Annotated in this window: 12 protein-coding genes; 1 reads left to right on the top strand and 11 read right to left on the bottom strand. The window is 58.8% G+C overall.

The genetic code is table 11. The features are described 5' to 3' along the window. Positions 1–23: 23 nt before the first annotated feature. From K5Q35_RS12745 to K5Q35_RS12735, 3 genes are read right to left on the bottom strand one after another with little or no spacing between them, the layout of a single operon-like run. The gene (locus K5Q35_RS12745; protein WP_220799827.1) at positions 24–3140 is read right to left on the bottom strand and encodes a virulence factor SrfB; all 3117 of its coding nucleotides are present in this window, start codon (positions 3138–3140) and stop codon (positions 24–26) included. Further along, on the bottom strand, positions 3140–4429 hold the full coding sequence (locus tag K5Q35_RS12740; protein ID WP_220799826.1) for a hypothetical protein: 1290 nt from the start codon (positions 4427–4429) through the stop codon (positions 3140–3142). The genes K5Q35_RS12745 and K5Q35_RS12740 overlap by 1 nt, the downstream gene beginning before the upstream one ends. Positions 4430–4441: 12 nt before the next feature. After that, positions 4442–6277, bottom strand: a complete 1836-nt coding sequence (locus K5Q35_RS12735) for a trypsin-like peptidase domain-containing protein (protein WP_013960199.1) — start codon at positions 6275–6277, stop codon at positions 4442–4444. A gap of 398 nt (positions 6278–6675) precedes the next feature. Between K5Q35_RS12735 and K5Q35_RS12730 the strand changes: the two genes are divergently transcribed. After that, a complete protein-coding gene (locus K5Q35_RS12730) occupies positions 6676–7998 on the top strand; it encodes a peptidoglycan-binding domain-containing protein (protein ID WP_013960197.1) in 1323 nt (440 codons plus the stop codon). Between the two features lie 91 nt (positions 7999–8089). Here K5Q35_RS12730 and mscL read toward each other — a convergent pair whose 3' ends face one another. The 8 genes from mscL to rpmI all read right to left on the bottom strand — a co-directional run bounded on the left by mscL (position 8090) and on the right by rpmI (position 14808). Then, positions 8090–8518 (bottom strand): large conductance mechanosensitive channel protein MscL, encoded by a 429-nt coding sequence (mscL, locus tag K5Q35_RS12725; RefSeq protein WP_013960196.1) that lies wholly within the window; start codon positions 8516–8518, stop codon positions 8090–8092. A gap of 169 nt (positions 8519–8687) precedes the next feature. After that, positions 8688–9137, bottom strand: coding sequence for a YtoQ family protein (locus K5Q35_RS12720; protein WP_013960195.1), 450 nt, complete (start codon positions 9135–9137; stop codon positions 8688–8690). Positions 9138–9193: 56 nt separating this feature from the next. Beyond that, positions 9194–11593 carry a phenylalanine--tRNA ligase subunit beta gene (gene pheT, locus K5Q35_RS12715; RefSeq protein ID WP_013960194.1) on the bottom strand — a complete coding sequence of 800 codons (2400 nt, stop codon included), beginning with the start codon at positions 11591–11593 and terminating at the stop codon, positions 9194–9196. Next, complete coding sequence (locus K5Q35_RS12710) at positions 11590–11913, bottom strand: hypothetical protein (protein ID WP_220799825.1); 324 nt, start codon at positions 11911–11913, stop codon at positions 11590–11592. Before K5Q35_RS12710 ends, pheT begins: the two co-directional genes overlap by 4 nt. Then, positions 11910–12983, bottom strand: a complete 1074-nt coding sequence (gene pheS / locus K5Q35_RS12705; protein WP_220799824.1) for a phenylalanine--tRNA ligase subunit alpha — start codon at positions 12981–12983, stop codon at positions 11910–11912. Before pheS ends, K5Q35_RS12710 begins: the two co-directional genes overlap by 4 nt. 189 nt (positions 12984–13172) lie before the next feature. Then, positions 13173–13841 (bottom strand): PhoP regulatory network YrbL family protein, encoded by a 669-nt coding sequence (locus K5Q35_RS12700; RefSeq protein WP_220799823.1) that lies wholly within the window; start codon positions 13839–13841, stop codon positions 13173–13175. Positions 13842–14223: 382 nt separating this feature from the next. Then, positions 14224–14589, bottom strand: a complete 366-nt coding sequence (rplT, locus tag K5Q35_RS12695) for a 50S ribosomal protein L20 (protein ID WP_013960191.1) — start codon at positions 14587–14589, stop codon at positions 14224–14226. Positions 14590–14607: 18 nt separating this feature from the next. Then, entirely contained in the window at positions 14608–14808 is a 201-nt protein-coding gene (rpmI, locus tag K5Q35_RS12690; RefSeq protein ID WP_013960190.1) for a 50S ribosomal protein L35, read from the bottom strand. Positions 14809–14889 lie beyond the last annotated feature (81 nt).

The raw sequence follows: 14889 nt of genomic DNA, 5'->3' as shown, positions 1-14889 counted from the left end.
CACCATTTCTATCTTGCACATTCTCATATTCTATAGACCCCGGTATCGATCCAATAGTCATCGTCAAAGCCGAGAGTTTGCAGTTTCAGCACCAATTCACTGACCTTCATTTCATCGCCCTCCCCATCCAGCAGCTCAGCGATCTTGAAGGCCTCGCGCAGACTTTCACGGCGCAGCTTGGCGACCGATGTCTGCTCGTCGTCGTCATCACCTTCGTCTTTTTCCAGCGTCACCTGATACGGTGTTGGCCGTTTCTGCGCCCCCGGTGCATTGCTGTTGTTGAAATCCAGTCGGAACAGCGGCGTCGTGGTCCAGCGTTCCAGATCCAACTGGCGTGATCCGATATGAACCGGCGAAAACATCTTGAGTTCCGCCGTCTGGTCCCCGGATTTGCCCTTTTTATCTAGATCAATGTCGGAAAACAGCACGCGTTCCCGCAGGATTTGCCCGTTGCGGTCCATCTCACCAATGAACCGCGCGGTTGAGCGCATCTGAAACGCTTCGGTCGTGACCTTAAAGTTGGGAATACGGCTTTCGGAGAGCGCAATCAGCATGCCGCCCACGGCAACGGTGGATTTCGGATCACCGATGCGTTGCGTGATTGGATCGCGGAACGGATACCAGCGCCCGGTCTTATATTTATGCATCGAGATCAGACGGTGCGGCGGTACGACCATCATCTCTTCTACGATCGAGCGCACAGCCGGCAGACGCGATGGCCGCCCGGTCAGCAACACGATATCACAGCCCAGATGATCTATGACCTCGCACATATTGCTGAGGACCTTCTGGAACACCTCGCGCGAGATCGCGTCCACGTCCTCGCGGGAGGTGCTGAGTACGATATCGGACAGATGCCAGTTTTCAGCGCCACAATCCGCCGCCGCGCGCTCAAGGTAGCTGAGCACCTCAAGCGGGGTAAACGCCTCTAGCTCTTCTTCGGTCGCATCCTCGTCAGGCACCTCAAGTCCGAGCACCTCTGACAGGTTCAGATCAATCCGGTCAAATTCTTCGGAAGCCTCGGAAACAGACAGGATCGCTTCAGCCAAAGGCACCAGCACACGCACGGAAAACTGACGGCGCCGCTGCACGGCCTGTTGGTCCTGACCGCCCCGGTCCCCGCCAAAGAGTTCCCGCATCTTTTCCGCGACATAAGAGCCACCGGCCGCTTCGATGCTTTCCTGCAGGCGCGGGATCACGATGGCGCTGACCACCCGGTGGACCAGATCATCACCCGCCACCCGGAACCCCTCGCGGAAGGTCTGTTCGGGGTGCAGCACGCGGTTGGCCTCGCCCCGGTAGGTCGTGACCATCAGATCGGTTGTACCGCCGCCAATATCGACGCATGCCAGCCTGAGCGTTGGCACCGCCTCCTTTTGCCCTTCAAGCTGACGTTTCTTGCCTTTGAGGGTCAGGAATGTGTCGATGCGGCCTTCAAACTTTTGCGTCAGTTCGCTGTAGAGATAGACAAGCTGCGTGCAACTGGCTTCGTCCCATTCGATTTTCAATTCGGGCTTGCCGGAAATCGAATTCTTGGTGCTGTCCGTAATGCCCAGCATGGACCACACGAGCTGCAACGCCCCTTCGGTGCGGGACCGCATGATCGCCTGTTCCTGAATGGAGGTCGCCGTGGGCAGGCTGAGGATGATCCGGTTGAGTTTGCGCGGCAGATCGCTTTGTGCGCGGCGCGACCTGGACGCCGGATCGTTTACCTGAATAAGCGCATGGGCAATGATTTCCGCCAGCATAAACCCATAGAGCGACGAGCGTGAAAACCGGGGCCGGATCGCCGCCGTGGTGCTGGCGGTCCCGGCGGTGCGCAGACCGCTCTCAATGTCTTTTTGCAACTGCTTGATAACATCGCCCGCTTCATTCAGGTGGCGCATGGCCGCGCGCACCGCCTTGGGCAGGTTGTTGACATCCATGTGATCGTGAAACCGCCAGTCCTGCGAGACCGCCGCATCATCCCAAAGATAGCGTTTGGGCGAGGAGAGACCCGATACCGTTTCGGTTCCTTCTTCTCCCTGCACCAGTCGCACGGCTTCAGGGCCAAGGCGCACAAAGCTTGGCCATAAAAACCCGTTGCGTCGCCCGGACCGGCTGGCAAAGCGTTCATCGCCAAAGCGCAGTTCGGCAAACTCCACCCGGCTTTGGAACAGACCGGAATACATGAATTCGGGGCGCGACAGGTCGCGAATTTCCAGCGGAAAGGAGCGCGCCAGATCAACGCGGCTTTCACCCGCGAACTGCTCGATCAGAATGCCGCAGGTGCGGCTGTTGCCGATGTCGAGCACCAGATCGACGCCGACCGGCATGACCGCATCCCGGTCCGCGACCGTATTCACAAACCGCATCTTGGGCGGCGACACGGCCTGCTGCACGAGGTTGAGATAGGCCAGATACCGCGCCCAGTGCTCAAACTGATGCGGCAGGTTTTCTTCCAGCACAGTGCGCCCCGGACGCGCTGCGCGTTTGAAACTCATGAAGAGTTCCTTGAGCCAATCCGACACCCAGACCTGCAAATCAATCAGGCTGCCGTCTTCGGCTTCCTCAAGGCGGCGCAGGAACCAGTCCATATGCGCAGGCTCCGACACAAGGCGGAAATCGCGCGGCTTTTCGGCATCCGCAACTTCGGGTGCGATGTAATGCGAGGGCTGCCCCCCCGCCATCAGGTTGGTATCAAGTGCGAGTTGCACGCGGTGCGTATGGCCCGTTTCGGGATCGGGGGTTTCAAGTTCAACAATTCGCATCCGCGCCCAGCTTGAGGGGCCGGGATCAAAACGCTCTTCGCCGCTGGGTCCCCGCTGGCTTTTCATCCGCAGCACAGGCACCGGAACCCATTTCTCCAGGAATGGCTCCAGCGCCGCGATGGGCCGGATCGAATAGGCATCATCGGTTTCCAGCGCAGCCTCAAGGATCGGCAGATCACGTTCGTCATTGCCGCTGAGCGGGATCAGCGTGCGTTCCACCTCGCCTGCTTCCTCGCGGGTTACACGCTCGATGAACTTGGATGCCTTGATCTCAAGCGCGTCCAGATCAAAGCCGAAATCGAGCATCTGCACCCCGCTATAGGGCACCAGCGCGATCTCTTCTCCGAAATCAACCAGCTGCTTTAATTGTCCGACACTCTCTTCAAACATCATTTTCCCCCGTACCGGTAGGTATACTGCCAGTTTTCTGCACCCACCGAAACCGTTCCTTTTTGCGTGGTGACCCGGTCCCCTTCGCGGATTTGCAGCGTAAAGCTGCGGGGCGCGTTTCCGTCGCGTTGACGATAGAGATGCACCCGCACGCGGTAATCGCCCGGCAGCGGATCCGTAAAATAGGTATTCTCAACCGGGTCGGGCACAACCTGAAAGCCGTTCATGTCCAGATCCATCTCACCGTTACACTGAACCTTGTCGAGGAAAAACAGCGTATCACCCGCCGGGCAGGTGGTGTGCAGGTCCAGATCATCAGACCCTTCCCAGATCAGCGTGAAGGACAAATCCCCACGTTCCGCACCCGCCCGGTCTGCGCGGTCATCGACCTCCGGGTCAATCGGCAGGCTGGGTTGCACGCCGGTCTCGGGTGGCACCACCGCGTCAGGGTCCGGGATCGGCAGCAGGGCAAAATCAGGCTGGCAGAGGCGATCTTTGATGTGGATTTCCTTTTGCACCTGCGTGATCTGATCCTCCAGCAGCAGCCGCTCTTCATAGAGCGTGTCGGGGATTTCCTCGACACGCTCACAGGTATTGGGCAGCCAGGAAATCCGCAGCGCGCAGGGTTCGATCATCAAATAGATGACCGAAGCAATCAGCAGCGCCAGCAGCAACCAGCCGAGCCAGACCAGCCACCACCAAATGGCGCTGACACCGGCCACCGCCGCTGTTCCCGCGCCCGCCGCCAATGGCATCGCCGCAGCCGCCGCAGGAGGCGGCACATATCCGGGACGTTGTGCCGGGGCGCGCGTGTCCATGCCCGTCAGCACGCCGCGCACCGCCACTTGCGCGTCTTTGGTCCATGCCCAGTTCACCAGAACCGGTTGTGGTGCACCGCCGTCCGCGCCCTGAATGACAAAAATCGCGTCTTCGTCCGGGATTTCGAGCGCATTGGCCAATGCTTCGCCGAGGCGCTGTTTTTCGGCCAGCTTTGAGGCCATCAGCTCATCAGCCAAATCCTTGATCTTGGCCACAAGCCCGGCAAGGACCTCGCGCACCGGCTCGGGATCTTCCAGTGCGGCAAGCGGAACCGCCTGCCCGTCCACCGTGGCGTACCAGTCAAACCGATCCCCGTATTGCGTCGGTACGGGCTCCGCAAAAAGCGCGGCGGCGGCCTCACCGCAAGCTTCGCGCACGGTGTCGCTGACAAGTTCATAGGACCGCTGAGGGGCCGTGCCCAGCGGCTGCAACCCTTCGGTCGAGGTGTTGGTCAGAAAGGATTCATTCATACCATTAACCCGTCACTGCCCCGCCGAAGCAGAAACAGGCGCAGGTCGCGCAACCAAAGGCTCGCAAACATCGCTCGATATGACGGGGGCCGCAGGTGTACCCGCCAAAAATTCCAGCAAGTCATCGATGGAAAGCGCGAAGTTCAGGTTCCGAAGTTCGCCCTGATAGACGAAGGTATTGACGCCCACCACGCGGCCACACATGTCAACCAGTGGCCCCCCTGAATTGCCGCCCGACAAAGGTGCTGAATGGATCACAGCGCGCGCCTGATCCGAAAGCGATTGCTCTGAGTTCACGGTGCCGTCGGTGACGATCAAATCTGGTACGTCAAAATTGTTGCGGCTGCTGAGCGCCTGAAAGTCGCTGTTGATCCGCAATACATCGCCGGGATAGCCCGCAGCAATGACCGATTGCAGCCGCATCGACTGATCGCTTTGCCGCAGCGTATAAAACGGCTGGTTCACATCAAGCACCCGCAGCAGGGCAAAATCCGCACCGACTTCGGCCACAGGGCCCAACGATTTCAACACTTCGACACGCTTGAGCCCATCCATCGCCTTGCTCACCACGAAGATATTCTGCGCATCCGCCCCTTCGACCACATGAAAGTTCGAAACAAGCAAATCCGGACCCACGAAAAACCCCGTGCCCGTGCCTGTGCCCTGATCGGAGACGGCGACCACCATCGCGGTGCGGTCATCAATGTGGTTGAGCAAAGTCGCGGTGTCGGGAATAACCCCGTCCGCCGGAGGGATCATCACCCGATCAGAGGCGGGGGGCAGGATCGGTGTGCGGTCCGCTTTGATGATCTCGCCCGCACGCAACGTGCCTTCATCGAAACCCGGTGGAAGCAAACCTTCAATGGTCATCCCATCCGGCATCAGCAACGTGCCATCCGCACGACAGACAGCGCCCTCAAGCGCCACGTTCAGATCGGCCAGCCGTTGTTCCAGCGCGCGGTTGATCTCGCGGGCGGCCCGCAGTGTATCCTCATCCGTGATTGCAGGTTGCACACCATCATCCGCAAAAATGCGGTTCCCCGGCACCAGCAGCCAGGCCAGAGCCCCCCCGAAAAGCAGCAAGAGCAGAACCAGCGGCACCCAGGCGATCAGCGGTACGCGCCCCCGGGCAGGTCTTTGCTCTGCAACGGGTATTGACGGATCATCGGTTGATCCGCCTGCGGAGGCGCCTGCGCCGGTCGCCACATCCGCCTGCGCGTCAGGCTGGGCTGCATCGGACGTGCCAGCGCTCACTGCGCTGCCCGCCGCCACGCCAGCGATGGCTGAGGCGGCCGCGACCGCGGCGACCTTGTCACCCCGACGCTGTTCCTGTTCCTGTTCCGTCAGGGGTGGTGCGCCATCCATTGCCAGATAAGGTCCGAGCGTGCGCGCGTAATGCATCGAACGGGTCGCAGCGTCTGACCCTTCCGCCGGCATCAAACCCCAGTTCACGATGACAGGATGACCGCCTACCGCCCAGATATCGCCCGCACCGCCGATGTGTAATGCTGCAGCCACAAAAGGCGCGGCCTCGGGATCATCCAACAGGTCCTTCAACGTGGACAAACGCGCGCGCAGGGCCGTTGCAACTTCGTTTTGCTCAGCCGTATCAAGTTTCGACAGGGGCACGCCCTGCCCCGCCCGATCACAATACCACGAGACTGTCGACGCGGCCTGATCATTGCCCTTGCTGACCAATGGTTCAGCAAAAAGCTTGGCAACATCAGGGCCTGCCTTGGCCATCAGCAGCGCGTTGAATGCCTCGTATTGTTCGACCGCAGGTGCCTCGCCCGCATCAATGCAACGGCTCAGGTCAATGCGCGTCTTGGTCAAAAAGTGTTCGGCCATGTCAGGCTCCGCAAAATAACTGGCGCACCGGTAAGCGCCGGTACAAAATCAAAACTGCGCGGTTGAATGCTCCGACCTGCTGTCAGACGCTTAAAGAATGAAGAAAAACAGACGCATGTCACCATGCACAAGATCTACTCCCTTGCTCCCGCGCCTCCAGATAACGGCATAAAAAAATTGACGTCAATCGTCGTGTGGCAATCAGTCGGTGCAATAGGCGCCCACCCGGCCTTTTGGACAAGCGCGGGGTAAATTGGGCGCGGTTTTCGACAGATATCACTTAAATCAGGTGATATTTTGCCGATCAAATCCCCGTAACTGTGGAAAAAAACCGTGCAGCGGAGGGGCGAATCTGATTTAATCAGGCAAATTAAAGATTTTTCTGTGGGGTATTGGATATGAAAAAGCGAAATGGAATTGCGGCTGTTGTGGCAGCTACTTTGATGATCACATCAACAAGCGCAAAGGCAGACAGCACAATCGGGGGCTTTGTCGCCGGGGCCGCCTTGGGCGCTTTGCTCAACAATCAGATTGGCAAAAACCAACGCGCGCAGAAACAACAAAAGCAACGATCATCGATCAGCAACTACCAACGCCAGCAGAACCGTGAAGTGCAGGCATCCCTGAACGGCTTCGGATTTAACGTCGGCGCCGCCGATGGATCCCTTGGGCCGCGCTCGCGTGCCGGAATTTCCGAATACCAGAACTACATGGGATGGCAGCCCACCGGCAGATTGGATGACTGGCAGCGCTCACAACTTGTCGGTGCGCATCAGCGGCTTCAGGCAGGCGGCGGTGCCGCCTATCCGGAGGTTGTCGCGAATGAGGGCACACGGGGCCTGCTCAAGGCCTTCGCTGACCCGAACTACGCCAACCGTTTCCGAAACAATGGTGGTCAGGTAGACAACGTTCAGAATAACAATGGCGTCGTTGACCGCAATGCCAACAACGGCGGCTTCAACAACAATGCGGGCGTACAGCAAGCTCAGGCGCCGCTTTCAATCGCACCGATCACCTTTGGCGCGCAGCAGGCTGTCACCTCCATGGCCAGCCATTGCGAACTGGTATCTGGCATGACGCAAGCCAATCAGGGTGTGATCCTTGCAAACAACATCAACGACCCCGAACAGGCCCTTGGAGAGCAATTCTGCGAGGCGCGTGCGTTCTCAATCACACAAAGTCAGGGGTTGATCAGCCAGACAGGTCAAAACGAAGACGTCTTTGCGGGACAATGCAGTCAGATCGCGCAAGCGATGGCACCGGCAATTGCGCAGATCGGCACTGGCGACGTCAAACTTGTCGCAACACAAGCGCAGCAAGTGGCGGGAAGCGTTTTCCAAGGCAATATGCAGACCGCTGGCGCTTACGGGCAGATTTGTCTGGGCCTCGGCTATCGTCAGGACGACGCGCAGATGGCGCTTGGCGGTGCAGCTTCGATGCTTGCCGCTGGCCAGATGCCTTATAGCGAAATCATGGGCCATCACCTGCGCTGGGGCTTTGGCACTGCGAAGTCACCTGCCGCATCGACCGGCTGGTACCAAACGGCCATCGCCTCAATGGAGCAAGGCGCGCAACCAGTGTTCGTGCCCAGTAAGACAGCCGAGCGCAACGCCATCATCAAGGCCTCAATCACAAGCGCGCCTGTTGGCGGTGTGGCCCCGCTTCAAACCTCGGGACAGGGCGGGCTTGCATTGCCTGCGCTTAACTTGGGCGGGAACTGATACGCCGGCTTTCCGCAGCGCGCGCCCCAGCACATAGCAAAGGGCCTGCCGGTAATTGCCGGCAGGCCCTTTTTTTTATCATGTAGAACGATCAGCTTTGTTTGGCCAAAGCGTCGCGGATTTCCTTGAGAATATCCAGCTCGGTTGGACCGGCGGGTTCTTCGGCGACAGCTTCCTTTTCACCCTCAGCTGCATCTTTTATGCGGTTGACGGTCCTGACCAGCATGAAAACCACAAAGGCGATGATGATAAAGTTGATCACGGCCATGATGAAGTTGCCAAAAGCAAAGACCGGCGCACCTGCTTCAGTCGCCGTTGCAAGTGACGCATATGTTTCGCCGTCCAGCGCATAGAACCACCCGGAGAAGTCGATGCCACCGGTGAAAAGCGCGATAAACGGGTTCACAAGGTCAGCGACCAGAGACGAAACGATGGCAGTAAAGGCAGCACCAATGATGATACCGACCGCCATATCCATGACGTTTCCCTTTGAAATAAAGGTTTTAAATTCGTTGAGCATTTTTCCCTCGTACTGTTAATGACGGCCCTGAACATGGCCGTTAACCTTTGGTTAACATATGAGAGCCGTGTTGTAAGGCGCATCCACGGGGGAAAAACAGGCCCGGCGCGTCAATGAGCGCCGGGACCAGAAAACAGAGCGCAGATCACCTGCGGCTCGGGGCTTTCGGTTACGAAGGCAAAGTGCTGGTCAACACATACCGCAGAATATCAACGACCTGCTTGGGATCTTCCGCGACGGCAAGTGCTGCGGCATCGACCTCTTTCAAAGCATGCGCGTGGTCTGGCCCATGCAGGATAATCAGGGATTTTCCCAAGGCAGACGCATAGCCCGCATCAAAGGCCGCGTTCCACTGTTTGTATTTCTCGCCAAACCGCACGACAACCACATCGGCATCTGCAATCCCCTTGCGCGTCCGGATCGCATTGACCATCGCACCCTTGTGGTCATGCCAGTATTTATTGTCCTCTGCGCCAAGGATCGCAACGCCGCAGTCGTCGCTCGCCGCGTGGTCGGTCACCGGGCTGTTGAAGCTCACATCGAGACCCTGCGCGCCTTCCACGATCTGCTCGCGCCAGTCAGTGTGGATTTCCCCCGACAGATATACTTTCAATGCCATACTGCACCTCCTTTGAATTCATTCACGTATCGCAGCGCCCCACGGGCACAGGCGCATCAGGCGCGCAGCACACCACCCGTAGCCTTGATCACCTTTTCCACGACCTTTGCGCTGACCGCTTCGATGTCTTTATCGGTCAGCGTCTGGGTCGCGGGTTGCATCCGCACCGTCAACGCGAGGGATTTCTTTCCCTCCCCCAAAGAGCCGCCGATAAATTCATCAAAGACGCGCGCGTCCTCGATCAGCGCTTTATCAGCCCCCATTGCTGCGTTGACGAGGGTCAGTGCCTCGACACCGCTATCGACGACAAAGGCAAAATCGCGTTCCACCGCTTGCAGGTCACTGATCTGCAATGCAGCACGGGTCGCGCCACTCTTGCGGGGCAAAGGCACCTCGGCGGGCCAGATCGTAAAGCCCATCGCGGGCCCTTTGACGTCCATCGCCGCCAGCACCCGCGGGTGGATTTCACCGAATACACCCAGGACTTTCTTGGGCCCCAGACAGATCATCCCATGCCGACCGGGATGCCACCATGGGGCCGCACCGCGCAATATCTGCACCTTGGCAGGTGCACCGATGGCCGCCAGAACCGCTTCCGCATCCGCTTTGACATCATAGACGTCAACAGCGCGGGACGCGCCATGCACATCCTTGGGTTCCGTCCGCCCGATCAGCAATCCACTGACCAGCAAATGCTGTTCTCCGGGTTCGCCGCCATGAAAGGCAGGGCCGACCTCAAACAGCGCGAGGTTCATATTGCCCCGCGCCTGATTGCGCGCTGCCGCCTGCAAAAGACCGGGCAGCAATGCGGGACGCATGTGGCTCATGTCGCTGCTGATCGGGTTTTCCAGCCGGGTGACGTCCTCTCCGCCACCGAACAGCTTGGCAGAGGCCTGATCAATAAAGCTGTAGCTGACACATTCGTTGTATCCCAAGGCCGCGCAGGTCCGCCGCGCCATGGCTTCACGCCGCTGGATCGGCGACAGGATCGGGCGCGACACGCCTTCATCCAGCCGGGGCAGCGGTCTGCCTTTCAGCTTGGTCAGCGAGGCAATCCGCGCCACCTCTTCGACCAGATCCGCTTCGCCCTGCACATCGGGGCGCCAGCTTGGCACATGGGCCATGTTGCCTTCAAGGCGGAACCCCAGCGCGGTCAGCGTCTGGCGCTGATTGCTTTCGGGGATGTCCATGCCCACCAGCGACTGCACCCGCGCGGCATCCAGTTTATAGGCCCGGTTGGTGTCAGGTATCTTGCCCGCCACGATCACCTCGGAGGGCTCACCGCCTGCATGTTCAAGGATCATATGCGTTGCATGTTCAATCCCGTAGGGCGTCCATTCCGGGTCGATGCCCCGTTCAAACCGATACCGCGCGTCGGAATTAATCTTGAGCGCGCGACCGGTATAGGCCGTGCGGACCGGGTCGAAATAGGCCGCTTCGATAAAGACATTCGTGGTCTCTGCCGTGCAGCCCGTCGCAAGGCCACCCATGACCCCCGCGATGCTTTCCACATTGGCCGCGTCAGAGATCAGCGTCATGCCTTCTGCAAAGGTATATTCCTTTTCGTCCAGCCCCACGAGGGTTTCGCCACCCTTGGCGCGATGGACCCGCAGGGTGTTGCCTTCGATCTTGTCGGCGTCAAAGACGTGCAGGGGGCGGTTGCGATCATAGGTGAAAAAGTTCGTCACATCGACGAGGAACGAAATCGGGCGCAACCCAATCGCGCGCAGCTTATCCTGCAGCCACTGTGGGCTTGGGCCGTTCTTGACACCCCGGATCACCCGGCCAAAAAACACCGGACACTGCTCCAGCGTATCGGCCTCGATGGTGATGCTTACCGGACAGGGGAAGACCCCTTCGACGGCCGCAACATCGCGCGGCTTCAACGTGCCAAGGCCGCGCGCCGCCAGATCACGCGCGATCCCGCGCACACCCAGCGCATCGGGCCGGTTCGGGGTGATCGCGATCTCGATCACCGGATCAACCTTGGCCGGGTCATGCTCTGCCAGCCAGTCGACGAAAGACTGCCCGACCTCGCCCGAGGGCAATTCGATGATGCCGTCGTGTTCTTCGGACAGCTCCATCTCGCGCTCGGAGGCCATCATGCCAAAGCTTTCGATCCCGCGAATTTTGCCCACGCCGATGGTCGTATCAATACCGGGCACATAGACGCCGGGCTTGGCCACGACGACGGTGATCCCCTCGCGCGCGTTCGGGGCGCCGCAGATGATCTGCTTGTCGCCCTCATCGGTCGCCACCTGACAGACCTTGAGGCGGTCCGCATCCGGGTGTTTTTCCGCTGACTTGACGTAGCCGATGGTAAAGTCCCGTAGTTTGCCCGCGCGGTCCTCAACGCCCTCGACCTCAAGACCAAGGTCGGTCAGCGCATAGGTGATCTCGTCCAGCGTGGCGGTGGTGTCGAGGTGCTCTTTGAGCCAGGAGAGGGTAAATTTCATTGTTTATTTCTCCAATGGTAGAGCCAGTTAACAATCCAATCGAAGCCGCCAATGATATGCCGACGAAAATAAAATCCTATACCGATAACAGCGGCAATGGGCACTAAAATCCACCAAAACAAAGCAACGAACGTCGCGGAAATGAAGGTCCCTGCTATGTAGCCAGAACCCCCGGTCAAAAGGACACCACCCGAGGTATGAGCGACAAGCGAAATTCCAAAAAAGTTACTCAATGCCCAAGTAGCGCCAACCGCGCCAACGCCTGCCCCCCGCCTCCGTGAAGCAATTTTTTTCAAAGACTCGATCAGGAAATCCCTCACCTGCTCAACCCACCATGCAGCGTGGGCTGATCCAGCGATGCGAAACCGTAATGCCGCAGCCAGCGCAGGTCGGAATCAAAGAAGGCCCGCAAATCGGGGATGCCGTATTTCAGCATGGCGATGCGGTCGATGCCCATGCCGAAGGCAAAGCCCTGCCACTGGTCGGGATCAATCCCGCCGGCGGCCAGCACCTTGGGGTGCACCATGCCGGAGCCAAGAACTTCGAGCCAGTCGTCCCCTTCGCCGATGCGCAACTGCCCATCAATCCACGAACACTGGATGTCCACCTCCGCCGAAGGTTCGGTGAAGGGGAAATGCGAGGCGCGGAACCGCGTCTTGATCCCGTCGATTTCAAAGAAGGCGGCAAAGAACTCCTCCAGCACCCATTTCAGGTTCGCCATGGAGATGTCCTTGTCCAGCGCCAGCCCTTCGACCTGATGGAACATGGGCGTATGCGTCTGGTCGTAATCCGCGCGGTAGACGCCACCCGGACAGATGATGCGCAAGGGCGCGCCCTGCGCCTCCATCGTGCGGATTTGCACGGGGGACGTATGGGTGCGCAGCACATGTGGCGGGCGTTCGTCCCCTTCGGCGCGCGTCATGTAAAACGTGTCCATCTCGGCCCGCGCCGGGTGGTGGCCCGGAATATTCAGCGCGTCAAAGTTATACCAATCGGTATCAATGCGCGGCCCTTCGGCGACCGAAAACCCCATCTCGCCAAAGATGGCGGTGACCTCTTCGGTGACCTGACTGACCGGGTGGATCGTCCCGCGCGGACGGTCGCGCGCGGGCAGGGTCACATCCAGCCACTCGTCGCGCAGACGGGCATCCAGTGCAGCATCCGCCAAGCCTGCTTTTTTAGCAGCCAGAGCCGAATTGATCTCATCTTTCAGGGCATTCAGGGCAGGCCCGGCAACCTGTCGTTCTTCCGGGGTCATCTTGCCCAGCTCACGCATTTTCAGGGCGACCTCACCCTTCTTGCCGACAGCCGCCAAGCGGATCGATTCCAGCCCCGCCTCGTCTTGCGCCGCCGCAATCTGGCTTAAGTATTTTTGCTTGAGATCGTCCATATTCCGCGCGTCCCTTGATTTGCCCTGTTTCCTAGCAGAACAGTCCCTGATGGCAAGCCAGCAGTTGCGCGGGGCCGAGGCGTTGACGGCTGAGGCACATTCACACGCAGCTGTGCGCGTCACGCAAAGGACAGCGATCAAAAGAAGCGCCCGGAACCCCTATATGCCCTTTCGACAGCCGGAAATCACCTAACCGGAATTTGAAAAAGCACGCTGATCCGAATTCCACGTGAGACCTGTCTTTCGTGCGATCGTCGCAAACTGTCGGTCCAGCGAACGATCATTCATTCGCCTGGACATGCTGCGAAATGGGATCAGGTTGCGCTCACCATATCCGTCGATCAGGAAACAGGCCGCGCCCGCACCGCGTGTCCCGTAGACAATATTCGAAAAATTGATGTCGCGCGCCACGATGTGCAGCTCAAACATGCTGTCGACGAAAACATTCAGCGCTTCCAACACCGGTTCGTCCATGCGCCCACGACGGCAAAGCCGATTGAGCCGTTGCGCAAGATCGCCGTCCAGCCCATCGATACGTTCCACGACAACGCCGACGCCCCGGTCGGTCTGCACAATACCGAGCATTCTGGAAATCGGCATGTTTTCGATATCCGCACCAAGCTTGAGCGAAGCCAGTAGCTCACATTTCAACTCATTCAGAATGGTGCGAAATTTCAGCATGGGGAATAATTTCCAGGCGAGGCGCTTGAGTGGCCTGCGCGAGGAACGTTTTTCGAACGCATGGAAAACCTTGATCAAAAGGTTGGGCTGATCGGGAAACGCGTAGACAATGCGCACGGTGCCGTTTGCAATGCTGTGGTCGTCGGAAAGCTTGATAACGCTTGCTGTGAACAACATTTTTCATCCCATTCGAACCGCGGCTTTTTCCGCGCTAGCCGTTTTTTGCGATCGTCACCGATGATACCGCGGGTTTCCACCGCTGCGATGATGGGCGCCAACAGGCAGTTTATCCGCCTTTTGCATGACCCAGAGCCCGGCTGAATTACCCTTGCCGCACAGGCGATGCTTTAGCGTTGTTTATGAAATCAAGGCAAGTGCTTTGCTTGATAAGTCGACAGTGGTTGCATCGCAGCTTCAGCGCGAGGGCAGGCTTTGTTTTGCAGCTGCATGGGCGAGCAAAACCTGTCCTTCCAACAGGACTTCGCGCAACATACCGTCTGTCCAGCAAAAAAGCCGCCCTCAAGGAGAGCGGCTTTGAACTGTTGAGCCTGGCGCAGGATTATGCGGCCAGCGCGTCCTGTGCCTGCTTTACGATTGCACCGAATGCTTCGGGTTCGTGTACGGCAAGGTCCGCGAGAACTTTGCGGTCGACTTCGATACCCGCGAGCGACAGGCCGTTGATGAACCGGCTGTATGTCAGCGCTTCATCATGGCTGCGCACAGCGGCGTTGATCCGCTGAATCCACAGCGCGCGGAAATTACGCTTGCGGTTCTTGCGGTCACGCGTGGCGTATTGGTTGGCCTTATCGACCGCCTGACGCGCGACTTTGAAGGTGCTCTTGCGGCGACCGTAGTAGCCTTTTGCAGCCTTGATGACTTTCTTGTGACGGGCGTGGGTGACTGTTCCACCTTTGGTACGGGACATGTCTGTATTCCTTCTGGCTTAGCGGTCGTAGGGCATGAAGCCCTTGATGATCTTTGCATCGGGCTCCGACAGAACTGTCGTGCCGCGCGCGTCGCGAATGAACTTTTTGCTCCGCTTGATCATGCCGTGGCGTTTACCCGCCTGGCCGCCGATAACCTTGCCAGTGGCCGTTATCTTGAAGCGCTTTTTGGCGCTCGATTTGGTCTTCATCTTGGGCATTTCCGTCTCCTGGTTTGTAGATCGGTTAAAGCGCGACTCGGCATGCCACATTGGCCGGTCGCGCGGGCGAGAAGCCGCTCT

Origin of the sequence: Roseobacter sp. OBYS 0001 (genome assembly GCF_019654895.1) — a bacterium.
GTDB lineage: Bacteria > Pseudomonadota > Alphaproteobacteria > Rhodobacterales > Rhodobacteraceae > Roseobacter > Roseobacter litoralis.
Note: the sequence above shows the minus strand (reverse complement) of the source record. Positions and strands in the feature narration are given on the sequence as shown.

What these genes read in the sequence shown, in the direction of transcription:
- K5Q35_RS12745 (WP_220799827.1), bottom strand. Translation starts at nt 3,140, where the DNA reads ATGTTTGAAGAGAGTGTCGGACAATTAAAGCAGCTGGTTGATTTCGGA.
- K5Q35_RS12740 (WP_220799826.1), bottom strand. Translation starts at nt 4,429, where the DNA reads ATGAATGAATCCTTTCTGACCAACACCTCGACCGAAGGGTTGCAGCCG.
- K5Q35_RS12735 (WP_013960199.1), bottom strand. Translation starts at nt 6,277, where the DNA reads ATGGCCGAACACTTTTTGACCAAGACGCGCATTGACCTGAGCCGTTGC.
- K5Q35_RS12730 (WP_013960197.1), top strand. Translation starts at nt 6,676, where the DNA reads ATGAAAAAGCGAAATGGAATTGCGGCTGTTGTGGCAGCTACTTTGATG.
- mscL (WP_013960196.1), bottom strand. Translation starts at nt 8,518, where the DNA reads ATGCTCAACGAATTTAAAACCTTTATTTCAAAGGGAAACGTCATGGAT.
- K5Q35_RS12720 (WP_013960195.1), bottom strand. Translation starts at nt 9,137, where the DNA reads ATGGCATTGAAAGTATATCTGTCGGGGGAAATCCACACTGACTGGCGC.
- pheT (WP_013960194.1), bottom strand. Translation starts at nt 11,593, where the DNA reads ATGAAATTTACCCTCTCCTGGCTCAAAGAGCACCTCGACACCACCGCC.
- pheS (WP_220799824.1), bottom strand. Translation starts at nt 12,983, where the DNA reads ATGGACGATCTCAAGCAAAAATACTTAAGCCAGATTGCGGCGGCGCAA.
- K5Q35_RS12700 (WP_220799823.1), bottom strand. Translation starts at nt 13,841, where the DNA reads ATGTTGTTCACAGCAAGCGTTATCAAGCTTTCCGACGACCACAGCATT.
- rplT (WP_013960191.1), bottom strand. Translation starts at nt 14,589, where the DNA reads ATGTCCCGTACCAAAGGTGGAACAGTCACCCACGCCCGTCACAAGAAA.
- rpmI (WP_013960190.1), bottom strand. Translation starts at nt 14,808, where the DNA reads ATGCCCAAGATGAAGACCAAATCGAGCGCCAAAAAGCGCTTCAAGATA.